At 66.4% G+C, this 22,461-nt stretch carries 23 protein-coding genes and 1 pseudogene; 15 read left to right on the top strand and 9 right to left on the bottom strand.

Annotated features, from left to right (window positions below; genetic code table 11):
• Window positions 1–3: 3 nt before the first annotated feature.
• The gene (locus tag EP379_RS01135; RefSeq protein WP_127474907.1) at window positions 4–1,203 is read right to left on the bottom strand and encodes an efflux RND transporter periplasmic adaptor subunit; all 1,200 of its coding nucleotides are present in this window, start codon (window positions 1,201–1,203) and stop codon (window positions 4–6) included.
• A gap of 896 nt (window positions 1,204–2,099) precedes the next feature.
• Window positions 2,100–2,363, bottom strand: coding sequence for a hypothetical protein (locus EP379_RS01130; protein ID WP_127474905.1), 264 nt, complete (start codon window positions 2,361–2,363; stop codon window positions 2,100–2,102).
• Between the two features lie 238 nt (window positions 2,364–2,601).
• Between EP379_RS01130 and EP379_RS01125 the strand changes: the two genes are divergently transcribed.
• From EP379_RS01125 to EP379_RS01085, 9 genes are all read left to right on the top strand, one after another.
• The gene (locus EP379_RS01125; RefSeq protein WP_127474903.1) at window positions 2,602–2,985 is read left to right on the top strand and encodes a RidA family protein; all 384 of its coding nucleotides are present in this window, start codon (window positions 2,602–2,604) and stop codon (window positions 2,983–2,985) included.
• Window positions 2,986–3,014: 29 nt separating this feature from the next.
• A complete protein-coding gene (locus EP379_RS01120; RefSeq protein WP_127474901.1) occupies window positions 3,015–3,305 on the top strand; it encodes a nucleotidyltransferase family protein in 291 nt (96 codons plus the stop codon).
• Entirely contained in the window at window positions 3,302–3,664 is a 363-nt protein-coding gene (locus EP379_RS01115; RefSeq protein ID WP_127474899.1) for a HepT-like ribonuclease domain-containing protein, read from the top strand. The genes EP379_RS01120 and EP379_RS01115 overlap by 4 nt, the downstream gene beginning before the upstream one ends.
• 8 nt (window positions 3,665–3,672) lie before the next feature.
• Complete coding sequence (locus EP379_RS01110) at window positions 3,673–5,529, top strand: CHASE2 domain-containing protein (RefSeq protein ID WP_127474897.1); 1,857 nt, start codon at window positions 3,673–3,675, stop codon at window positions 5,527–5,529.
• 120 nt (window positions 5,530–5,649) lie between these two features.
• Entirely contained in the window at window positions 5,650–6,195 is a 546-nt protein-coding gene (locus EP379_RS01105) for an SH3 domain-containing protein (protein WP_127474895.1), read from the top strand.
• A gap of 5 nt (window positions 6,196–6,200) precedes the next feature.
• A complete protein-coding gene (locus tag EP379_RS01100) occupies window positions 6,201–7,151 on the top strand; it encodes a M48 family metalloprotease (protein ID WP_172600335.1) in 951 nt (316 codons plus the stop codon).
• 154 nt (window positions 7,152–7,305) lie between these two features.
• Window positions 7,306–9,390, top strand: a complete 2,085-nt coding sequence (gene recG, locus EP379_RS01095; protein ID WP_127474891.1) for an ATP-dependent DNA helicase RecG — start codon at window positions 7,306–7,308, stop codon at window positions 9,388–9,390.
• A gap of 130 nt (window positions 9,391–9,520) precedes the next feature.
• Window positions 9,521–10,084, top strand: coding sequence for a chorismate--pyruvate lyase family protein (locus EP379_RS01090; RefSeq protein ID WP_172600334.1), 564 nt, complete (start codon window positions 9,521–9,523; stop codon window positions 10,082–10,084).
• Complete coding sequence (locus tag EP379_RS01085; protein WP_127474887.1) at window positions 10,081–10,950, top strand: UbiA family prenyltransferase; 870 nt, start codon at window positions 10,081–10,083, stop codon at window positions 10,948–10,950. The genes EP379_RS01090 and EP379_RS01085 overlap by 4 nt, the downstream gene beginning before the upstream one ends.
• 88 nt (window positions 10,951–11,038) lie before the next feature.
• Here the strand turns inward: EP379_RS01085 and EP379_RS01080 are convergent, their stop codons facing one another.
• From EP379_RS01080 to EP379_RS16915, 6 genes and pseudogenes are all read right to left on the bottom strand, one after another.
• A complete protein-coding gene (locus EP379_RS01080) occupies window positions 11,039–11,566 on the bottom strand; it encodes a protein disulfide oxidoreductase (RefSeq protein ID WP_127474885.1) in 528 nt (175 codons plus the stop codon).
• 149 nt (window positions 11,567–11,715) lie between these two features.
• A complete protein-coding gene (locus tag EP379_RS01075) occupies window positions 11,716–12,765 on the bottom strand; it encodes an ABC transporter ATP-binding protein (protein ID WP_127474883.1) in 1,050 nt (349 codons plus the stop codon).
• A gap of 4 nt (window positions 12,766–12,769) precedes the next feature.
• Window positions 12,770–14,455, bottom strand: coding sequence for an ABC transporter permease (locus EP379_RS01070; RefSeq protein WP_127474881.1), 1,686 nt, complete (start codon window positions 14,453–14,455; stop codon window positions 12,770–12,772).
• An 88-nt stretch (window positions 14,456–14,543) separates the two neighbouring features.
• Window positions 14,544–15,575, bottom strand: a complete 1,032-nt coding sequence (locus EP379_RS01065; RefSeq protein ID WP_127474879.1) for a Fe(3+) ABC transporter substrate-binding protein — start codon at window positions 15,573–15,575, stop codon at window positions 14,544–14,546.
• Window positions 15,576–15,675: 100 nt separating this feature from the next.
• Entirely contained in the window at window positions 15,676–16,158 is a 483-nt protein-coding gene (locus tag EP379_RS01060) for a ComF family protein (protein ID WP_338055823.1), read from the bottom strand.
• Between the two features lie 39 nt (window positions 16,159–16,197).
• Window positions 16,198–16,389: pseudogene (locus tag EP379_RS16915) on the bottom strand (double zinc ribbon domain-containing protein); the annotation flags it as partial.
• A 98-nt stretch (window positions 16,390–16,487) separates the two neighbouring features.
• Between EP379_RS16915 and bioB the strand changes: the two are divergent.
• From bioB to bioD, 5 genes are all read left to right on the top strand, one after another.
• Window positions 16,488–17,468, top strand: a complete 981-nt coding sequence (gene bioB, locus EP379_RS01055; RefSeq protein ID WP_127474875.1) for a biotin synthase BioB — start codon at window positions 16,488–16,490, stop codon at window positions 17,466–17,468.
• 109 nt (window positions 17,469–17,577) lie between these two features.
• Window positions 17,578–18,756, top strand: a complete 1,179-nt coding sequence (bioF, locus tag EP379_RS01050; protein WP_127474873.1) for an 8-amino-7-oxononanoate synthase — start codon at window positions 17,578–17,580, stop codon at window positions 18,754–18,756.
• A complete protein-coding gene (gene bioH / locus EP379_RS01045; protein WP_127474871.1) occupies window positions 18,753–19,514 on the top strand; it encodes a pimeloyl-ACP methyl ester esterase BioH in 762 nt (253 codons plus the stop codon). Before bioF ends, bioH begins: the two co-directional genes overlap by 4 nt.
• Window positions 19,507–20,403, top strand: a complete 897-nt coding sequence (gene bioC, locus EP379_RS01040) for a malonyl-ACP O-methyltransferase BioC (protein ID WP_127474869.1) — start codon at window positions 19,507–19,509, stop codon at window positions 20,401–20,403. The genes bioH and bioC overlap by 8 nt, the downstream gene beginning before the upstream one ends.
• Window positions 20,404–20,436: 33 nt before the next feature.
• Window positions 20,437–21,108 (top strand): dethiobiotin synthase, encoded by a 672-nt coding sequence (gene bioD, locus EP379_RS01035; RefSeq protein WP_127474867.1) that lies wholly within the window; start codon window positions 20,437–20,439, stop codon window positions 21,106–21,108.
• Window positions 21,109–21,112: 4 nt separating this feature from the next.
• Here bioD and zupT read toward each other — a convergent pair whose 3' ends face one another.
• The gene (gene zupT / locus EP379_RS01030) at window positions 21,113–21,907 is read right to left on the bottom strand and encodes a zinc transporter ZupT (protein ID WP_127478785.1); all 795 of its coding nucleotides are present in this window, start codon (window positions 21,905–21,907) and stop codon (window positions 21,113–21,115) included.
• 187 nt (window positions 21,908–22,094) lie between these two features.
• Here zupT and EP379_RS01025 point away from each other — a divergent pair, with 187 nt between their 5' ends.
• Window positions 22,095–22,460: a hypothetical protein gene (locus tag EP379_RS01025; RefSeq protein ID WP_127474865.1), complete on the top strand. Its 366-nt coding sequence runs from the start codon at window positions 22,095–22,097 to the stop codon at window positions 22,458–22,460.
• Window position 22,461: the final 1 nt, after the last annotated feature.

The following is a 22,461-nucleotide window of genomic DNA, read 5'->3' as shown; positions in this document are numbered from 1 at the left end:
GCGCTACTCCGCCGCCACCACCCGCAGCCCGTCCATCGCATTGGGCAGGCGGGTGATCACGATGCGGTCGCCGCTGCGCAGTTCCGGACTGCGCAACAGCAGGCGCGTGGTGCCGTCATCCAGCAAGGTCTCGCCCAGACGCTCCACCGGCAGCGCCGCCAGTCGGCCATCCTTGAGGCGATAGATGCGATCGCGCCCATACAGCGCCTCAGGGGGCAGGGCTACCGCCTGCTCGACCGCCGGCAACTGCAGATACACCTCGGCAAAACGCCCCAGCGGCAGTTCCGGCGCACCGGCCACGAAACGCAACAGCGCATCCACCCCGGCACCGCCGGCACCGGCCCGTCCGGACAGCCCGTTCAGCGTCAGCTCATAGGACACCCCGTCGATGGAAGTCGTGGCGCGCACCTCGCCGGCATCGAGCGCGCGACGCACGGCGGCCAGCCAGGGCGCCGGCACCGTGGCGCGAATCTCCAGCCCCGCCACGTCATAAATGGCGGCAATGCGATCGCCCACCCGCACCCGATCCCCTGGCGCCACATGCAACTCCGCCACCCGCCCGGTGAACGGCGCGATGATCCGCGTCCGCTCCACATCGAGCCGCGCCTGATCCCGCTGCGCCTCCAGCTGCGCCAGCCGCTGCGGATAGTCGGCCACCGCCAGCTCCCGCGCCGCCAGCGACAGACGCTGCCGCTCCAGCGCCGCATTGGCCTCGTCCAGCGCCGACTGCGGCCCCAAACTGCGCGCCACCATCGTCTGCGCCCGCTCCACCGCCTTCTCCGCCAGACGCAACAGCTCGCGCTCGCGCGCCAGCGCCTGCACATCGTTGGCATGACTGCGCCGGGCGCTGGCCACCTGCGCCTCGCGCTGCGTCAGCACCAGCCGCGCATCGCGCTCATCGAGCAACACCAGCGGCTCGCCCGCCGCCACCACCGCCCCCTCGCGTACCGGCACCTCGGCCACATAGGCCGCCACCGCCGCCGTCAGCTCCGCCGCCCGCGGGCTGTCCACCACACCATACAGCGTCAACAGCGGCGCATGACGCGCCGGCATCACCGTCTCCACCGCCACCGTCCAAGCCCGCTCGCGCACCTCCGCCGGCATCTGCGCCGGACGGGTCACCACCAGCAGCAAGAAACCCATCACACCCGCGGCGAGCAGGGTCACAGGCATCAACTTGGGGGGAATACGCGGCAACTTCATCGACAACTCCGGGAAGGGGTACGGCAGGCCGGCCATTTTACCGGAATGGGGGCGGCAGGGAGGGAAGAAAAGGTAAAGAAGTGCGAGGGGTGGGGCAGTGGCGGGCTTCGGAATGGTCAAACGGAAACCGTGGCAACGCCTACGCCACTCCTGCGCCTGCCAGCAACGGATGTATCAGAGGGCGGGTTGGGCTGATGCTAGGGAAGCTCTGAATAAGTTCAGAGCTTCCTTAGGTGACAGGATTGCAGTCGTCAACATCAACACACAAACTGTTAATCGCGTGTTATTCCTCCCTGCTCGCACAACGCCGCGTTCAATAGCCGGGGAACCTGGGTCAGGTCAGACATGATCTCATTCACCTTGCCAACCACTCCATACGCTTCGCTTCATCTGCCGATGTGCACAGGTTTATCGTCGTACCGTCCGCAAAATCCATGCTCCAGGTACTGACCTTTTCGACATGTGCGTAGGCGGGGTCGTCGCATCTGAAATGGTTTCCGGCGCCCCCAATGCGAATGGAGTCACCCTCGCCATACTTGACCACCAGATCACGCGATGATGCCACCGGGCGCTCCGGGATCGGCTCTTTGGCGCAACCCGTCAGGAGTACTGTGATTAGGGAAGCTCTGAATAAGTTCAGAGCTTCCGCGGCACAGGGATGTGCCGCCATTTTTCAACGACGATAAGTCGTTGAAAAATGAAGCCGAGCGAAAATCACACTTTTCGCTTGGCGTGGTTTTGTCCACGGATGGACTTATGTCGCGCAGCCCAGGGAGGGGCGGGAGCGACCTGAGAAGTCCAGGATGGACTTATTCAGACCTTCCTTAATACGGGGATGTAGATGCAGCGGCTACGCATTGGCAACCTCCATGTCTGCCGGCAGCAGCGTGGTCAACTCAGCGCGGACCCTGCAACTTCGCTCTCCGCCTGGAAAGCGCAATCACCTGCCAAACGCCCCAGGCCATGATCGCGCCGCCCACGGCGAACATCGCCGCCAGGACGGAGTCGTTGTTGAGCAGGGGATGAAAGGCATTGCCGTCGGCGGCGAACTTGCCGTACAAGGCGAGGCCGACGAGGATGGCGCCGGGGGTGTCGATGACGCTGACCCAGAGCAGCTTGCGCTCGATGTCTTTGGCTTCCTTTTCCCGATCGGGCTGCATACGGAATTCTCCCTGTTCCATTGTTTGAGTTATGTCTTCGCCATGCCTGGCCATGCTGCCGTGGACGCATGGCTCGCCGGACGCTCATGCATTAAGGCGCAAAAGGCGGCCCAGTTCAAGTTGATGTGATGCAGCAGCGCCCGATTCCACGTCAGCCTTATTGACATCAGGCCCGGGCGGCAGCCCGAACCGCCGTGCGGTATGATCCGCCCATCGACAACCCAAGCAGGAGTTTCCCGTGGCCAAGCAAATCATCCATACCGACATGGCCCCCAAGGCCATCGGCACCTATTCCCAGGCCGTGAAGGTCGGCACCACCGTATATCTCTCCGGGCAGATCCCGTTGGTGCCGGAGACCATGGAGGTAGTGCAGGGCGACATGCGCGCGCAGGTGCGCCGCGTGTTCGACAACCTGAAGGCGGTGGCCGAGGCGGCCGGCGGCTCCCTGGCCGATGTGGTCAAGCTCAATGTGTTTCTCACCGACCTCACCCACTTCCCGCTGGTCAACGAGGTGATGGCCGAATACTTCGCCCAGCCCTATCCCGCCCGCGCCGCCGTGCAGGTCGCCGCCCTGCCCAAGGGCGTGCCGGTGGAAATGGACGGGGTGATGGAGTTGGAGTAAATATCTGATTCTGGGACAGGGGGCACCATATGCGGCCATCTATTGCACTGGAACGCCATCGCGCCGCCATCCGGCAGGCGGTCATCCGCCATCGGGCGGTCAACGTCCGCGTGTTCGGCGCGGCGCTGACCGGACAGGACAGTGACGACAGCGATCTGGACCTGCTGGTGGACCCACTGCCCGGCGTGACCCTGTTCGATCTGGGTGGCCTGCAAATCGAGCTGGAAGAAATGATGGGTATCCCGGTCGAGGTTTTGACTCCCGGGGATTTGCCGGCCAAATTCCGCAGCCAGGTCCTGGCCGAAGCCCAGCCGGTATGACGGTCAACCGCCTGGAGGATTACCTCGAACACATATCGGAGGCGGCCCGCCTCGCCCTTTCCTATGTCGCAGACCTCGACAAAAAGGCCTTTCTTGCCGACAAGCGCCCCCAGCAAGCGGACACCCTGAATATTGTGGTCATCGGCGAAGCAGCAACGAAAATCAGTACTGAGTATCCTGATTTCATCGTCCGGCACCCCTCGGCCCCCTGGAAAAGCATGAAGGGCATGCGCCATCGCATTGCCCACGGTTATTTCGATATTGATCTGGATATCGTCTGGGCAACCGTTCAAACGGCCCTCCCCCCACTTGTTGATCAGCTCACCGCCTTGCACGCGTCCTTGCAACAGGATAGTTGACTACACCCATGCCCACCTGGCGCACGCTGTCTGCCGACCCGCTGATCCGCCTCACCCTGGCGACGCTGCTGCTGCTGGCCATCGAGTTCGGCGGCGCCGGTCTGCTGTCCACGCTGGAATACCGCTACGGCGATCTGCTGCTGCGCCGGCATGCGGCGCAGCAGCAGCCCGATCCGGACATCGTCATCGTCGACATCGACGAGCGCAGCCTGGATCAGATGGCGCCGCTGGCCGGGCGCTATCCCTGGCCGCGCGCGATCTTTGCCGAACTGATCGAGGGCATGGCGCGGCAGCGGCCGGCCGCCATTGTGTTCGACATCCTGTTCTCCGACGCCGATGTGGCCAACCCGGACGGCGATGCCTGGCTGACGGAGGTGGCGCGGCAGCAGGGCAATGTCTACTTCCCCCTGCTGCGCCTCGCGGGCGGCGATGCGCAGGGCGTGCCACTGGCCCAGTACGGCGCACTGCTCGGCATCGAACGCGGACCGCAGGCGCGGGATGATGCTCGCGTGGCGTTGCTGCTGCCGCTGCCGGCACTGGCGGAAACAGGACGGCTCGGCGCCATCAACTACACCGAGGATGCCGACGGCATCGGCCGCCGCTATCACCTCTACCTCGATGCGCAGGGTTGGCACATCCCCTCGCTGCCGGCGCGGGTGGCAAGGGATCTGGGCTATGCACTTCCGCCAGCGCCCGACCTGCTGCTCAACTGGCGCGGCCCGGCACTGAGCTATACGCGCATTCCGTTGTTCGATCTGTACGACGATCTGGCGCGCAGCCGGCCGCAGCGCCCCGCCGATGAGCTGACCGGCAAGATCGTGATCATCGGTTCCACCGCCGCCGGCCTGCACGATTTGCGCAGCACGGCGATGGGCAGTCTGTATCCGGCGGTGGAGATCATCGCCACCGCCCTGGACAACCTGAAACACGGTGATGCACTGCGTCCGGTGCCGACCTTTGTTGCACCACTCGCGGCATCGCTGCTGCTCGGTGCGCTGTTCCTCGCCTTCCGCCGCCATATCAATCCGCTGCGCATCGGCCTCGGCCTGCTCGTCGCCACGCCGCTGTTCGCCGCGGTGCAGTACGGCGCGCTGCAATTGCGCTGGGTCGTGCCGCTGTTCACGCCGCTGGTGTTCGGCTGGCTGTATTACTTTGCCGCGGCGCTGTATGCCTGGCTGCGCGAGCGGCGCGAGCGCGAACGTTCGGTGCAGATCTTCAGCCGTTTCCTCGACCCGCGCGTGGTACAGAATCTGGTGGCGCAGGGTGAATCGGCCTTGACGCTGAAAAGCCAGAGCCGCCAGATCACCGTGCTGTTCTCCGACATCCGCGGCTTCACCACGCTGTCCGAGCAGCACAGCGCCGAGGAGATCGTCGATCTGCTCAACGACTACTTCTCGCGCCAGGTGCAGGTGATCTTCCAGCACAACGGCACCATGGACAAATTCATCGGCGACGCCATCATGGCCTTCTGGGGCGCGCCGGTGGACGATCCGAACCAGGCGGTCAACGCGGTCAATGCGGCGCTGGCCATGTGCGACACGCTGGAGACATTCCGCCGCCATCTCGGTCCCTCCGGCGAACACTTCGATGTCGGCATCGGCATCCATACCGGCCCGGCGGTGGTGGGCTTCATCGGCTCGGCCAACCGCCTCGACTACACCGCCATCGGCGACACCGTGAATCTCGCCAGCCGCATCGAGGGCCAGACCAAGGGTGTGGCGCGCGTTCTGGTCTCCGCCGATACCCGCGCCCTGTGCGGCGACGCGTTTGACTTTGTCGACCACGGTTCCTATAAGGTGAAGGGCCGTACCCAGGAAGTGCGGCTGTATGAGCCATGCCGCAAGGCAGATGCAAGTGATAAGTGACAAGCAAATGAAATCGCCGCGCTCGTGTAGTTCTCGTATTCACATGACCGTGCGCGCAGCGCACTCCTCCACTTGTCACTTGCGACTTGTCACTTGTAACTATTTGACGCGAGGTCTGCTATGAAACGACCGCTTGTTACCCTCCTGCTGTTTGGCCTGAGCTATGTCGCCCAGGCCGATCCGGCCCATGTCATCCGCGCCACCGAGCTGAAGGACAAACCGTTCAGCGATGCCGCCACGCTGCTGCCGCTGGCGGAAAATGTGTTGGTGGATGTGCTGGCGCGCGAGGGCGGCTGGTACCGGGTCAAGGTGAATAATGCGGAAGGCTGGGTACGCATGACCGCACTGCGCCTCGGCGACGGCAGCGCCAAACCGGGCGACTCCGGCGTCGGTTCGGCGCTGCAATTCCTCTCCACCGGCCGCTCCGGTTCCAGCGGCGTCACCGTCGCCACCGGCGTGCGCGGCCTCGATGCTGCCGACATCAGCAACGCCACCCCCGATCCCATGGCGGTAGACAACCTTGAAAAGTTCGCCGTCAAACCCGGTGACGCGCGCCGCTACGCTGCGGAGGCCAAGTTGCAGGCACAGAAGATCGCCTATCTGAAAGACCCGAAGAAGGCCGCGCAACAGCAGCAGAACACCACCAGCCCCTTCCCGTGGGAATGAACATCATGAACAGATTGCCCAAGTATGTATTCATCGCCGCGCTGCTGGGACTTGCCGGCAACGTCGGCGCCGGTCCGCTCGACGGCCTGCTGGGTGGTGGTAGCGGCGGCAAGGAGATCGATCTGGGCGGCCTGCTCAAATCGGCCAGGGAGGCCTTCGGCGAGGTGAAGCCGGAGCAGGAGCGCACCATCGGCCGCGAGGCCGCCGCCGTGCTGCTCGGCGCCGTGCCGTTGGTGAAGGATGAGGCCCTGCAGCGCTATGTCAACCGCATCGGCTATTGGGTCGCGCTGCAGAGTGAACGGCCGAAGCTGGACTGGCGCTTCGGCGTGCTCGACTCCATGGACATCAATGCCTTCGCCTCGCCCGGCGGTTACGTGTTCATCACCAAGGGGCTGCTGTTGCGCATGGGTTCCGAGGCCGAACTGGCCGGCGTGCTGGCGCATGAGATCGCCCATGTGGTGGAACGGCATCACCTGAAGGCCGTGCAGAAAGGTGCCCGCCTCGACCTCGCCGTCGGTCTCGCCGGAACCCAGATGGAAGGCGGCGACCGTGAAAAGCTGGACAAGATCGCCGGCGGCTTCAAGGAGTTGTACAGCCGCGGTCTGGACAAGGAGGACGAGCACGCCGCCGACCGCCAGGGAGTGGTGCTCGCCGCACGTGCCGGCTACGACCCTTATGGCCTGCCCGCCACCCTGCAGACCCTCGGCGCCATGAACCCCAAGGATGGCGCCCTCGCCTTCCTGTTCAAGACCCATCCGGCGCCGGGGCAGCGCCTCGATCTCATCGATGCCGTGTTCGCCCCGCTGGAGGCCTATGCCAACCAGCCCGCGGTGAAGGAGCGTTTTCTGCGCGAAGTCACCGCCGCACAGAAGCGCGGTGCCTTTGAGGACCCCGGCTTCCGCCTCAATGCCGCCGTGTCACCAGCGGCGGCGCGCTACCTGCACCGTCATGATTGATTCGGGTCCGCAAATGAACGCGAATGGGCGCAAATAAAACCCGTTCGGAAATTCGTTTCCCATTTGCGTCCATTCGCGTTCATTTGCGGACTGATGATTTTGAGACTTAACGGATTTTGCCCAGGCCCCGGCGCACCGGGCGCTCACTGAACTCATGGACGCCAACGACTCCCCCCCCGTCACCGCCCTCAAGGGCGTCGGACCGCGCCTGGCCGCGCGGCTGGAACACCTCGGCATCCACACCGTGGATGACCTGCTGTTCCACCTGCCGCTGCGCTATCAGGACCGCACCCGCGTCGTGCCCATCGGCACCCTGCGCCCCGGCGACGAGGCCGTGATCGAAGGCGAGGTACTGCTCACCGAGATCAAGTTCGGCAAGCGGCGCATGCTGCTGTCGCGCATCGGCGACGGCAGCGGCACCCTCACCCTGCGCTTCTTCCACTTCAGCGCCACCATGCAGCAGTCCCTCGCCCGCGGCAGCCGCGTGCGCTGCTACGGCGAGGCACGCCCCGGCACGGTCGGGCTGGAGATGGTACATCCGGAGTTCCGCCGCGTCGATGAAACGGCACCGACGGCGGTGGAGGAACACCTCACCCCGATCTACCCCACCACCGAGGGACTGCAACAACCGTCGCTGCGCAATCTCACCAGCCAGGCTCTGCAATGGCTGCACGACGGCCGCCTGCCGCTCATCGATCACCTGCCGCCGGAACTGTTGCGCGGACTCGGTTTTCCATCGTTGCAGGAGGCCGTCACCTATCTGCACCGCCCGCCGCCCGACGCACCGCTGTCGCTGCTGGCCGAGGTACGCCATCCGGCGCAGCGCCGCCTCGCCTTCGAGGAACTGTTGGCCCACACCCTGAGCCTGCGCCGTCTGCGTGCGCAGTCGCAACGGCACAAGGCGCCACCGCTGCACGGCGACGGTGTATTGCGGGAAAGATTTCTCGCGGCCCTGCCCTTCCCGCTCACCGGGGCACAGCAAAGGGTCGGTGCCGAGATCGCCCGTGACCTGCAACAGCCGCATCCGATGCAGCGTCTGGTACAGGGCGACGTCGGCTCGGGCAAGACGGTGGTGGCCGCGCTGGCGGCCTTGCAGGCCGTGGAGGCGGGGTATCAGGCGGCGGTGATGGCGCCCACCGAACTGCTCGCCGAGCAGCACTTCCACAACTTCGCGCGCTGGCTCGCGCCGCTCGGCATCGAAGTGGCCTGGCTGGCCGGCAAGCTGAAGACGAAGGCGCGGCGCGACATACTGCAAGGTCTGGCCGACGGCAGCACGCGCATCGCCGTCGGCACCCACGCCCTGTTTCAGGAGGGGGTCGAGTTCCATGACCTCGGCCTCGTCATCATCGACGAGCAGCACCGCTTCGGCGTGCATCAGCGCCTCGCCCTGCGCGAGAAGGGCAAGAGCGGCGGGCGCTATCCGCACCAGCTCATCATGACCGCCACGCCGATCCCGCGCACCCTGGCGATGACCGCCTATGCCGATCTCGACTGCTCCATCATCGACGAGCTGCCGCCGGGGCGCACGCCGGTGGAGACGGTGGTGATCCCGGACAGCCGCCGCGACGCGGTGGTGGCGCGCGTGCACTCCGCCTGCCGCGCCGGCCGCCAGGCCTACTGGGTGTGTACCCTCATCGAGGAATCGGAAACGCTGGCCGCGCAGGCGGCGCAGGATACCGCCGCCCTGCTCGCCGCGGCGCTGCCCGATCTGCGCATCGGCCTGGTGCACGGCCGCCTCCGGCAGGACGAGAAGGAGCGGGTGATGGCCGACTTCAAGGACGGCCGCATCGATCTGCTGGTCGCCACCACCGTCATCGAGGTCGGCGTCGACGTGCCCAATGCCTCCCTGATGATCATCGAAAACGCCGAGCGCCTGGGGCTGGCGCAGCTGCACCAGCTGCGCGGCCGCGTCGGCCGCGGCAGCACCGAGAGCCATTGCGTGCTGATGTACCACGGCCCGCTGTCGCTACAGGGCCGGGAACGGCTGGCGGTGATGCGCGAGACAGCGGACGGCTTCGAGATTGCGCGCAAGGACCTGGAGCTGCGCGGCCCCGGCGAGGTGCTGGGCACGCGCCAGACCGGCCTGCTGCAACTGCGCATCGCCGACCTGCAGCGCGACCAGTCCCTGCTGGCCGAGGCCTCCCGCAGCGCCGATCTGCTGCTCCAGCGCTGGCCGCAGCAGGCGGCCTTGCTGATCCGCCGCTGGGTCGGTGCGGCGACCCGCTACGGCGAGGTATGATGCGGCAATTGAAGTTACAAGTTTCAAGTTGCAAGTGACAAGAATGATTCCGCGCCATCGCGCGGTCGTGTCCCGCGTCAGCAGCCACTTGCAACTTGCCACTTGTCACTTGTCACTTGGAACTGATTTCTTGGATAACTACGGCAAACACAGCACCGAACCCGTCTGGCATGCGCCGCGCCGCCTGCTGCGCAGCGCCGTGCCGGCTGCCATCTGGTCCTGGCTGCTCGACCCCTCGTCGCTGACGCGGCGCCTGCAACGGGCCTGCGGCGATGGTTTCCGCGTCCAGGTGCTGCAACAACGCTGGGAACTGCCGCAACTGAGCGAGGCGCGCGTGCTCGGCATCAAGGCCGGACACCATGTCCTGATACGCGAGGTACGCCTACTGTGCGGCGACAAGCCCTGGGTGTTCGCACGCACCGCCATTCCCGCCGCCACCCTCACCGGCCGTGAACGCCGCCTCCGCCACCTCGGCACGCGCCCCCTGGGCGGCCTGCTGTTCCGCGACCCCAGCATGCGCCGCGGTGAGCTGGAGATCGCCCGCATCCATCGCGGCCAGCCGCTGTTCCGCCTCGCCTGCGCCGGGCTGGAAACGCCGCCGGCGGAGCTGTGGGGGCGGCGCTCGCTGTTCTTTCTCCACGACAAGCCGCTACTGGTGTGCGAGATGTTTCTCCCGGGAGTGGGCGAAGAATGAAACCGCTGGAGCGGATCAAGCCCGTGCTGCCCTGGCTGCGCCTGATGCGGCTGTACCGGCCAGCCGACCTGGGCCTGTTGTGGTTGCTGGGGCTGTGGGGACTGTGGCTGGGCAGCGACGGCCGGCCGGCCGTGAGCGCGCTCACCCTGCTGCTGTTGGCCCTGCTCGCCCTGCGTGCCCTCGGCTGGCTGGCGCACGATCTGGCCACCGCGCTGCTGGCCCATCCGCGCCACAGTGCCGTGGAGGTACTGCGCGGACTGCCCCTGCCGCTGCGCTGGCTGGCGGGCGGCGAACTGCTGCTGGCGCTGGTACCGTTGCTGCTGCTCGGCTGGCCCACCCTGGTGATCGCCCTGTGCGCGACAACCCTCGGGATGGCGTTTCTCGTCCTGCGCCGCCGCACCTTTCTCGGCGAACTGCTGCTCGCCCTGGCCCTGGCCTGCGCCACCCTGGCCGGCTTCACCGCCAGCGGCGCCCTGCCCGGCAAGACCGCCTGGCTGGTCTACACCGCCGCCGTGCTGTGGAGTGGCGCGGCCCTGATCCAGTACGCCGCGCTGCACCTGCAACAGCACGCCCGCCTCGGCATCAAGAGCATCACCATGCTGTTCGGCCGCGCCGACCGCTGGCTCATCGCCCTGCTCCAGCTCTTCGCCCTCGCCGCCCTCGGCCTCGCCGTACACCAGGAAAAGCTGGGCGTCTTCATGCACCTCGCCCTTGCCGTCGGCCTCGCCCTCGGCCTGTACCAGCAGTACCTCATGGCCGGCGCCAGCGAAACCGGCTACCGCCGCGCCTGGCTCAACAACCTCTGGTTCGGCCTCGCCCTGTTCTGCGGCATCGCCTTTTCCTATCTGTGCCGCTGTCCGACATAAAACCCTTTCGCGATGACCATGGCGGGTCAGCCAGGTTGTAGGTCGGACTTCAGTCCGACCTACAACATCTTTACCTTTATCTCCGTCCCTACAAACCCGCCCACCACAAACGCAGGCGCAGCCCCCAGCCGGTGGTATAGCCGCGGGTGACGAAACGGATTTCGCCCGCACCATCGATCACGAATACCGCCGGTACGCCGGTCACGCCCCACTGCCGCGCGATATCACCATCTTCATCCGCCACCGTCGCCCAGCGCAGGCCATGCTGCGTCAGGTACTGATTCACTTCCGGCGCCGTGCCCGACTGCATCGCCACCGTGAGCAACGGCACATCCTGCGCCAGGGCATCGATGGTCCCCTGTTCCGCGCGGCACACCGGACACCACGTGCCCCAGAAATACACCAGCGCCGGCGCACCGCGCAGCTGCGCCAGATCAAATGCACGGCCGTCACTCAGTGTTGCCGCCAGGGCCGGCGCCGGACCACGCGCGGCATCACGGGTGAGATAGGCCTCGACAGCGAGCAGAAAGATCAGCAGCAACAACAGCTCGCCGCCGAGGCGCAACAGGCGGCGCGGGGCGAGCCAAGTGCGTAGGCGGATAAGTACTGAGTTCATGACAGGCATGGGGTCGACCGCCGGCACGAGGGACGAGATACAAGATGCAAGGTTGGAGCGCGCTGCGCACATGGCGGTCTTGCTTCAAGACAACTCGGGCGCCGCGAGTTCATTCCTCGTCCCTTGTCCCTCGCATCTCGTACCCTGCTTTACGGGTGGCGCGGGAACACGGCGAGATGATCGAAGTCGGGCCGCAGGCCGACGCGCTCGCCAATGGTGTGGTCATGATGGCTGGGCGCCTGACACAACACGGTGGCACCGCTGGGCAGTCGCAGGGTGTAGAGAAACACCGCGCCGCGGAAGGCCTTGTCGATCACCTCGGCCTGCAACGCGCTGGCCGGATCGAGCATCAGATCGTCTGGGCGGATAAGCACATCCACCGGGCAGTCCTTGCGACAACCTTCCGGCACCTTGCCGGCGATGGGGCCGAGCGGCGTTTCCACCATGGTCTCGCCCACCACCATGCCCTGGAGCAGCACGCCCTGGCCGATGAAGTCGGCCACCTGGCGATCGGCAGGCTGATGATAGAGGTTGTAGGCGGTGTCCCATTGCAGGATGCGGCCGCCGTGCATCACGGCGATGCGATCGGCGATGGCGAAGGCCTCGAACTGATCGTGCGTCACCATCAGCCCGGTGATGCCCTCGTGCTTGAGGATGGTGCGCACCTCGCGCGCCAGCGATTCGCGCAGCTCCACGTCCATGCTGGAGAAGGGCTCGTCGAGCAGCAGCAGGCGCGGCTTCGGCGCCAGGGCGCGCGCCAGGGCCACACGCTGCTGCTGGCCGCCGGACAGGGCGTGCGGATAGCTCTTGCCGTACTGCGGCAGACCGACCAGTTGCAGCAGTTCCTGCACGCGCGCGGCGCGCTTGTCGGCGGGCCAGCGGCGGATGCCGAAGGCGACGTTGTCGGCGACGGTGAGATGGGGAAACAGCGCGAAATCCTGAAACACCATCCCCACCTGGCGCTTCTCCGGCGGCAGGGTCCAGCCGGCGCGGCTCACTTCGTCGCCGGCCAGCAGGATGCGGCCACTTCGCACCGGCTCGAATCCGGCGATGGCGCGCAGCAGGGTGGTCTTGCCGCAACCGCTCGGCCCCAGCAGACAGCCGATGGCGCCCTGCTTCAGGTGCAGCGCGGCGTCGAACACCACGGTGTGGTGGCCGTAGCCGACATCGATGTTTTCTACATCCAGCAGCTTCGTCATGGGTTCAGCACACGGTCTGGTCTTGTCCCGGCCGCGAGCGGCCGATGGTGCGCGACAGCAGGATCACCGGCACGATGCCGGCCAGCACGATGGCCAGCGCGGCACTGGCGGAATCGGCCAGGCGCTCGTCGGAGGCCAGCTCGAAGGCGCGCACTGCCAGGGTGTTGAAGTTGAACGGCCGCAGGATCAGCGTCGCCGGCAGCTCTTTCAACACATCGACGAACACCAGCAGCAGTGCGGTGAGCAGGCTGCCGCGCATGATCGGCATGTGCACCTCGCGCAGCACGCGCGCAGGGGCGAGGCCGAGACAGCGCGCGGCATCGTCCATGGATGGCTTGATCTTGCCGAGACCCGCTTCGACGGTGTTGAGCGAGACGGCGAGAAAGCGCACGCAGTAGGCGAACACCAGCGCCACCAGCGTGCCGGAAAGTATCAGGCCGGTGGAAACACCGAACTGCGCGCGCATGAAGGCGTCTACGGTGTTGTCCAGCCAGGCGAAGGGCAGGATCACGCCGACGGCAATGACCGTGCCCGGCACCGCATAGCCCATGCTCGCCACACGCACGGCGAGACCCACCGTCGGCGACGGGCGCAGGCGACGGCCGTAGGCCATCAGCAGGGCCAGCGCCACCGCAAGCACCGCGGTGATCGCCGCCAACAGCAGGCTGTTGCCCACCAGGACGAGGAAATCCATCTTGAGCCAGGCTGCGTTGGTATCCACCGCCCAGGCCGCGAGCTGCGCCGCCGGCAACAGAAAACCGAAGGCAACCGGAATGGAGCAGCCGACGATGGCGCCGGCACGCCACCAGCCGCGCAACTGATAGCGCGGCAGATGCGAGTAGCGCGTGCTGGTGTGATGAAAGCGCGCACGGCGGCGCGACCAGCGCTCCAGCAGGATCAGCACGAACACGAAGCTCATCAGCACCGCCGACAATTGCGCGGCGGCGGCCGGGTCGCCGAGGCCGAACCAGGTGCGGAAGATGCCGGTGGTGAAGGTGGCGAGGCCGAAGTACTGCACCGTGCCGTAATCGGCCAGGGTTTCCATCAGCGCCAGCGACAGGCCGGTGATGATCGCCGGCCGCGCCAGCGGCAGCGCAACGCGGCCGAAGCCCGTCCACGGCCCGGCACCCAGGGTACGCGATACCTCCAGCACGCAGATCGACTGCTCCAGAAATGCCGCACGCGACAGCAGATAGACATACGGATACAGCACCAGCGACAGCATCAGCACCGCGCCGGGCAGGGTGCGCAGATCGGGGAACCAGTAATCGCCGTAACTCCAGCCGAACCAGTCGCGCAGCTGCGTCTGCACCGGGCCGGCGAAATCCAGCATGCCGGTGTAGGTGTAGGCGATGATGTAGGCCGGCATCGCCATCGGCAGCAGCAGCGCCCACTCGAATACACGCCGCCCCGGAAACTCGCACAGGCTCACCATCCACGCCGCCGGGATGCCGATGGCCAGCACGCCGACACCGACGCCGAACAGCAGCACCAGCGAGTTGGTGACGTACTCCTGCAACACCGTTTCCTTCAGGTGCAGCCACACCTCGCCGGCCGGCACGAAGACGAAACTGAACACCACGATCACCGGCAGCGCCAGCAACAGCGCGGCCAGCACCACGCCGCTGCGCCACGGGTCGGGGCGGGGCAGCGTTTTAATGGCGGGGAGCGCGGCAGTAAGAGAAGTCATGGACGGTCAAGAATACAGGCGCGAGAGACGAGGCACGAGGGGGGCGCCCCCCCTCGTGCCTCGTCTCTCGCACCTCGTACCTGTGTTCTTAACGCCAACCCGCGCGATCCATCAGCCTGACCGCCGCCGCATTGAACTCGCCCAGCCTGGCCATGTTGACATCGTCGGCGCGGAACTCGCCGAAGGCACGCAGCGTGGCGCTGGTGGGAATGCCGCTGCGTACCGGATATTCCTGATTGGTCTCGGCATACCACTGCTGTGCCGCCTCACTGACAAGGAACTCCAGCAACCGCACCGCGTTGGCGCGATTGGGCGCGGCGGCGGTGACACCAGCGCCGCTGATGTTGACGTGGGTGCCGCGCTCATCCTGATTGGGCCAAAACACGCCGATCTGCTCGGCCACGGCCTTCTCGTCCGCCTTGTCCGATTCCAGCATCTGCGCCAGGTAGTAGGTGTTGGCGATGGCGATGTCGCACTGCCCCGCCACCGCGGCCTTGAGCTGATCGCGGTCGCCGCCCTGCGGCTTGCGCGCGAAGTTGGCGACAAAGCCCTTGGCCCAACCCTCGGTGGCGGCCTCGCCGCGGGTGGCAATCATCGAGGCCACCAGCGACTGGTTGTAGACGTTGTCGGAGGAACGGATGCAGATGCGGCCCTTCCACTTCGGCTCGGCCAGCGCCTCATAGGTGGACAGTTCGGCGGGGTCCACCCTGCCCTTCACGTACATGATGGGACGGGCGCGCAGGGACAGGCCGAACCAGTGGCCCGCCGGGTCGCGGAAGGTGGCGGGGATCGCCGCCTCCAACACCTTCGATTGCACCGGCTGCAACACGCCGGCCGCCCGGGCCGCGTGCAGATTGCCGGCGTCGACGGTGAGCAACACATCGGCCGGGCTGTTGCGCCCCTCGCTCTTCAGGCGCTGCAACAGGGCGTCGGCCTTGGCCGACACCAGGTTGACCTTGATGCCGGTCTCGGCGGTGAACTGGTCCAGCAGGGGCTTGATCAACGCCTCCTGGCGGGCCGAGTACAGATTCACCTCGCCGGCGGCGAGGGCCGCACCGTTGAGGCCGACGATGGCCGCCAGCGCGGCGGCAGACAGAAACAGACGACGGGACAGTTGCATGACAGGGTTGCTCCGTGGGCCAGGTTCAGGCGGAGATTCGCCTTTCGATGTAAGCGCGAACCATTCTCATTAAGATTGCTGTCCGTGTCAATAGGTCTCCTCACCGCCCCGCCCGTGCCACCGCCCACACCTCGATGCGCTCCGCCCCGGCGCGGCGCAGTACTCGCGCCAGTTCGGCCACGGTGGAGCCGGTGGCAATGACGTCGTCGACGATCGCCACATGCCGGGCGGCCAGGGGCCGGCGCAGGGCAAAGGCACCGCGCACGTTGCGGCGCCGTTCCCCGGCCGGGAGCAGGGACTGGGTGGCGGTGGCGCGCACGCGCCGCACCAACCCGTGCGCCAGGGGGATGCCGAACCGGCGGGCCAGGGGCCGTGCCAGTTCCAGCGCCTGGTTGTAGCCGCGTTCGCGCAGCCGTGCCGGGTGCAGCGGCACCGGCACGATCAGTTCGGGCGGGGTAATGATCTGTCCCGCCAGGTGTTGCGCCAGCAATTGCCCCAGCAAACGCCCCGGCGGCAGGCGCTGGTTGAACTTGAAGCCCTGTATCAGCCAGTCCAGCGGCGGACGGTACAGCAACGGTGCCACGGCGGTATCAAAGGATGGCGGATGGCTCAGGCACTGGCCGCACACATGCGGCTCTCCTCCCCCGCGTGCGGGGGAGGACGGGAGGGGGAGCGGCGCGGCACAGACCGCACAGGCTGCGCTATTCCAAGGCAAGGCATGCAGGCAACCGGGACACAGATCGAGCCCGTCGTGGCCCGGTGCGCCGCACAGCAGGCAGGTGGAAGGAAAAACGACCGACTGTATAAAATTCATACAGTCGTCAACCCACGACATCCTTTCCATTTGACAACCCCTCCTGGGCTGGGAATACTGCGTGGCCCTTATTGTATGCGCCTTTCCGGAGAACACCCATGCCCCAGGCCGCCCATCGCCAAGCCGCTTCCGACCTGCGCCACGACTGGAAGGTCGCCGAGGTCGAGGCGCTGTTCAGCACGCCGTTCATGGAACTGCTGTTTCAGGCCCAGCAGGTACATCGCCGGCACTTCGACCCCTCGGTAATCCAGGCCTCCAGTCTGCTCAACATCAAGACCGGCGGCTGCGCCGAGAACTGCGGCTACTGCTCGCAGAGCGCACACCACGAGAAGAAGGTGAAGCTGGAGCGCGACACCCTGATGGAGGTCGACGTGGTGGTGGCCGAGGCGCAGAAGGCGAAGGACAGTGGTGCCACCCGTTTCTGCATGGGCGCGGCCTGGCGTAACCCGCGTGACGAACAGCTCGACGTGGTGCTGGAGATGATCCGCCAGGTGAAGGCCATGGGCCTGGAGACCTGCGTGACGCTGGGCATGCTCACCGCCGCACAGGTGGCGAAGCTGAAAGAGGCCGGCCTCGACTATTACAACCACAATCTCGACACCTCGCGCGAGTACTACGACAAGGTGGTCACCACCCGCACCTACGACGAGCGCCTCGATACCCTGGCCGAGGTGCGCAAGGCCGGCATCAACGTCTGCGCCGGCGGCATCATGGGCATGGGCGAATCGCGCACCGATCGCGCCGCGCTGCTGGCGGAACTGGCCAACCTGCCGGAGCATCCGCAGAGCGTGCCCATCAACCTGCTGGTGAAGGTGCCGGGCACGCCGCTGGCCGACAGCCCCGATCTCGACATCTTCGAATTCATCCGCACCATCGCCGTGGCGCGCATCATCATGCCGCAGTCCTACGTGCGCCTGTCGGCCGGGCGGCAGAACATGCACGACGAGGCGCAGGCGCTGTGCTTCCTCGCCGGCGCCAATTCGATCTTCTACGGCGATCGCCTGCTCACCACCGACAACGCAACGATCAACCACGACCGCGATCTGTTCCGCCGTCTCGACCTGACGCCGGCGGCGTGAAAAGACCAAGACCATTAAACGCAAAGACGCCAAAGGCGCAAAGCTTTCATAGCGATCTCTTTGCGATCTTTGCGCCCTTGGCGTCTTTGCGTTGAAGGCTTTTGCTTCAATGAACGAACTCGAACAGGAACTGGCACGACGCGAGGCGGCGCATCTGTACCGCCGCCGCCGCGTCGTCGACTCGGCCCAGGGCGCGGAGATCATGGTCGATGGCCGCCCGCTGCTGTCGTTCTGTTCCAATGACTATCTCGGCCTGGCCAATCACCCCACGGTGATCGCCGCCATGCAGCAGGGCGCGGCACAGTACGGTGTCGGCTCCGGCGCGGCGCACCTGGTGACCGGCCACACGACGCCGCACCACCTGCTCGAAGAGGAGTTGGCCGAATTCACCGGTTATCCGCGCGCCCTGCTGTTCTCCACCGGCTACATGGCCAACCTCGGCGCGGTGAGTGCGCTGTGCGGCGCCGGCGATGCGGTGTTCGAGGATCGCCTCAATCACGCCTCGCTGCTCGATGCCGGCCTACTGTCGCGCGCGCGCCTGCAGCGCTTTCCGCACGGTGATGTGGCGGCGCTGTCCGCACGGCTCGCGGAAAGCAAGGCCCGGCGCCAGCTGATCGTCACCGACGGCGTGTTCAGCATGGACGGCGACATCGCGCCGCTACGTGAGCTGGCCGCGAGTGCAAAGCAAAATGGCGCGTGGCTGATGATGGATGATGCCCATGGCCTCGGCGTGATAGGAGAGCATGGCCGCGGCTCGATGGAGGTATGCGGCCTCACGCCGCACGAACTGCCGCTGCTGGTGGGCACCCTCGGCAAGGGCTTCGGCAGCTTCGGCGCCTTCGTTGCCGCGAGTGAGGTGATCATCGAAACGCTGATCCAGCAGGCGCGGCCCTACATCTACACCACTGCCCTGCCGCCGGCGGTGGCCGAGGCCACGCGCGCCAGCCTGCGCATCATCCGATCCGACGAAGGCGCCGAGCGCCGCGGCCATCTCGCCGCATTGGTGCAGCGTTTCCGTCAGGGTGCGCTGCAACTCGGACTCACGCTGATGGAGTCACCGACGGCGATCCAGCCGCTGCTGGTGGGCTATGCCGGCAAGGCGGTACAACTGTCGGAGGCACTGCTGGCAAAGGGCATCCTGATCAGCGCCATCCGCCCGCCCACCGTGCCCGAAGGCACGGCACGCCTGCGCATCACCTTCTCCGCCGCCCACACCGCGGCACAGGTGGACGCACTGCTCGATGCCCTGCAACACATCGCACTGCCGCTGCTGCGCGAGGGTCCATGATCTACGTCGAAACCACCGGCCGGGGTCCGGACCTGGTGCTGCTGCACGGCTGGGGCCTGCATGGCGGCATCTTCCGCAGCGTGGTGCCACAACTCGCCGCGCACCATCGTCTGCACCTCGTCGATCTGCCCGGCCACGGCCGCAGCACGCTGCCGGACGCGGACTACACCCTGGAAAATGTGGCGCGTCTCGTGGCTGCCGCCGTGCCGGAAAACGCCGGCTGGCTGGGCTGGTCGCTGGGCGGGCGCATCGCCCTCGCCGCGGCGGCGCAGGGCGCGTCCATCGCACGCCTGATCCTGGTCGGCACCAACCCCTGTTTCACCCGGCGCGACGACTGGCCGCACGGCATGCCGGACGCCGAGTTCGAACAGTTCGCCGCCGCGGTGCGCGACGACTGGGAACAGACGCTGCAACGCTTCCTCGCCATCCAGGCCCGCGGCTCGGAACGGGCGCGGGAAGAGTTGCGTACCCTGCGCCAGGACCTGTTTGCCCACGGCAAGCCGCAGCCCGCGGCACTGGCCGGCGGCCTGCATATCCTGCGCGACGCCGATCTGCGCATGGCACTGCCCAACATCGCGCAGCCGGCGCTGGTGCTGCACGGCGCGCGCGACACCCTCGCACCGCTCGCCGCGGCGGAATACACCGCAGCCCATCTGCCGCAGGGAAGATTGCAGGTCATCGCCAGCGCCGGCCATGCGCCGTTCCTGTCGCACCCCGACGCATTCCTGCACACCGTGGAAGAATTTGCCCATGAGTGATCTGCCGCTGCCCGACAAACGCCTGGTGCGCGCCGCCTTCGAGAAGGCGGCTGCACGTTATGACGAGGCGGCGGTGTTGCAACGCGAGATCGGCACGCGCCTTTTGGAGCGCCTGGAGCTGATGAAGATCGCGCCCCGGCGCGTGCTGGAGGTGGGCAGCGGTACCGGCTTTTGCAGTACGCAGTTGGCCGCGCGCTATGCAACGGCAGAGTTCATCGCCCTCGATATCGCCCACGGCATGCTGCGACACGCGCGCACCCGCTTCGGCTGGTGGCAACGCCTGCGCCGTAGCCCCGCCTTCATCTGTGCCGATGCCGAGTCCCTGCCGCTGATGGAGGCCTCGGTGGACCTGCTGTTTTCCAACGTCACCCTCCAGTGGTGCAACGATCCCGACGCCACCTTCGCGGAGTTCCGCCGCGTGCTGAAACCGGGCGGCCTGCTGCTGTTCTCCACCTTCGGCCCCGACACCCTGAAGGAGTTGCGCGCCGCCTGGCGTGCAGTGGACGATGCCATGCACGTGAATATGTTCATCGACATGCATGATCTGGGTGATGGTCTGCTGCGCAATGGTTTCGCCGATCCGGTCATGGACCGCGAGGACATCGTGCTGACCTATGGCGACGCGCGCACCCTGATGAGCGACCTCAAGACCATCGGCGCGCACAATGTCAATCGCGGCCGCCACGGCGGCCTCACCGGCAAGAACAGGCTCAACGCCATGCTGACCGCCTACGAACAGTTCCGCCGCGACGGCCGCCTGCCGGCCAGCTATGAAATCGTCTACGGCCATGCCTGGGCGCCGCTGACGCCGCGCCAGCAACAGACGCGCGACGGCAGCATCGCAATACCCTTCGCCCAGTTACTGGCCGAACTGAGGCAGAGACGCTGACGTGTCGATCGACTACTGTAGGGTGAAGACATCATGAGCCGCGGCATCTTCGTCACCGGCACCGACACAGGCGTGGGCAAGACCTGGGTCAGTGCCGGCCTGATGGCCGCGCTGCAACGGCAGGGTCTGCGCGTGCTCGGCATGAAGCCGGTCGCGGCGGGCTGCGAGCAGACAGCGAATGGGCTGCGCAACGAAGATGCCCTGCTGCTGCAGCGGCAGGGCTCCCACAGGGTGGACTACACCGTGATCAATCCCTATGCCTTCGCCCCGCCGGTGGCGCCCCACCTCGCCGCGGCGCAGGCCGGCAGGCCTATCGAGATGGAGCGCATCGCGCGCCACTATCAGACGCTGGCCGCCGAGGCCGATGCGGTGGTGGTGGAAGGCGCGGGTGGCTGGCTGGTGCCGCTCAATGAACGGGAGACCATGGCGGACCTTGCGCTGCATCTGGACCTGGAAGTGGTCCTGGTAGTCGGTCTGCGCCTGGGCTGCATCAGTCACGCCCTGCTCACCGCCGAGGCCATCCGCAACCGCGGCTGCCGACTCACGGGTTGGGTCGCCAACACCCTCGACCTGCACATGAGCAAACTGCCGCAGAACATCCTCTCCATCCAGCAGCGCATCGACGCACCGCTGCTCGGTGTCGTGCCCTACATGGACACCTTGTCCGTGGACACCGTCGCCGCACAGCTCACCATCAACCGGTGATCGCCTACGCCAGCATCACCAGCGTTACCGCCATCACCCCCATCCCCGCGATCAGGCCATACACGGCCTGGTGGCCGCTGTCGTATTTCTTGGCATTGGGGATCAGTTGATCGAGCGAGATGAACACCATGATGCCCGCCACGGCGGCGAACACCATCCCCAATACACCGTTGTCGAGAAAGGGCCGCAACAACAGATAGCCGACCAGCGCCCCCACCGGCTCGGCCAGGCCGGAGAGAAAGGCAAACCAGAAGGCGCGGGGCCGGCTGCCGCTGGCGTAATACACCGGCACCGCAACGGAAATACCTTCCGGAATATTGTGCAGCGCGATGGCGACGGCGATCGACAGGCCGACCACCGGATCGGCCAGCACCGCCATGAAGGTGGCCATGCCTTCGGGAAAGTTGTGAATGCCTATGGCCAGGGCGGAGAGCAAACCGACACGGTGCAGCCGGTGCAGCCCCGGCCTGCTCTCCTCCATGAACCGCACCTGGTGGGGGTTGTCGTGGGCCGGGACGAGAAAGTCGATGGTCAGGATCATCGCCACGCCGCCGAAGAACGCGGCGACCGCCAGCCAGGAACCGAGCCCCTTGCCGTACTGCCCCTGCAACAACTGCTGGCCGCCGGCGAACAGTTCGACGAAGGACACGTAGATCATGACGCCGGCGGAGAAGCCGAGCGCGGCGGCCAGCAGGGAAACATTGCTGCGCCGGGCAAACAGCGCAATGGCACCACCGATGCCGGTGGCAAGACCGGCCAGAGCAGTCAGGCCCAGGGCCAATAGAACGGCGTGATCCATGGCCTCGAGCATACCCGCGCCACCGGCAAGGCGCCAAATCGCCGCGACGGCGCCAAGCCGTTACCGCCGTCACACTGCCGACACACCTTTCCCTTATAAGATGTGCGCCTACTGCGATTTGATTGTCAAACCGGCGTATTTCGTATAAAAAAACTCCTTACGGACCATGACTCCACGGAGGGGAAACATGTCGTTGCACTCATCCACACGCACCCTGCTGTTTTTGCTGCTACTGGTCAGCGCCAGCACGCTGTCCGCCGCCGGCTATCCCGCCGCCCTCGCCCGCGAAATCCCCGCCTACCCCCAGGCGCAGCTCGACTCCGCCAGCGAGGACAGCCGTGGTGCCAGCGCCATACTCAATGCGAAGGGTTCGGTGGAGCAGGCGGCGCGCTATTACCAGGAAAAGCTCGCCGGCCAGGGCTGGAAACAGACCGCCGACGCCGCCATCGGCAATGCGCGCGCCCTGGAATTCAGCCGCGACAAGAGCAGCATCGCCATCAGCATCATGCCCACCTCCGCCGGCACCACCATCGCCCTCACCCTGAGCCGCTGAA

The organism is Sulfurivermis fontis, from assembly GCF_004001245.1.
GTDB lineage: Bacteria > Pseudomonadota > Gammaproteobacteria > Thiohalomonadales > Thiohalomonadaceae > Sulfurivermis > Sulfurivermis fontis.
This window is presented reverse-complemented; position numbering and strand designations above follow the sequence as displayed.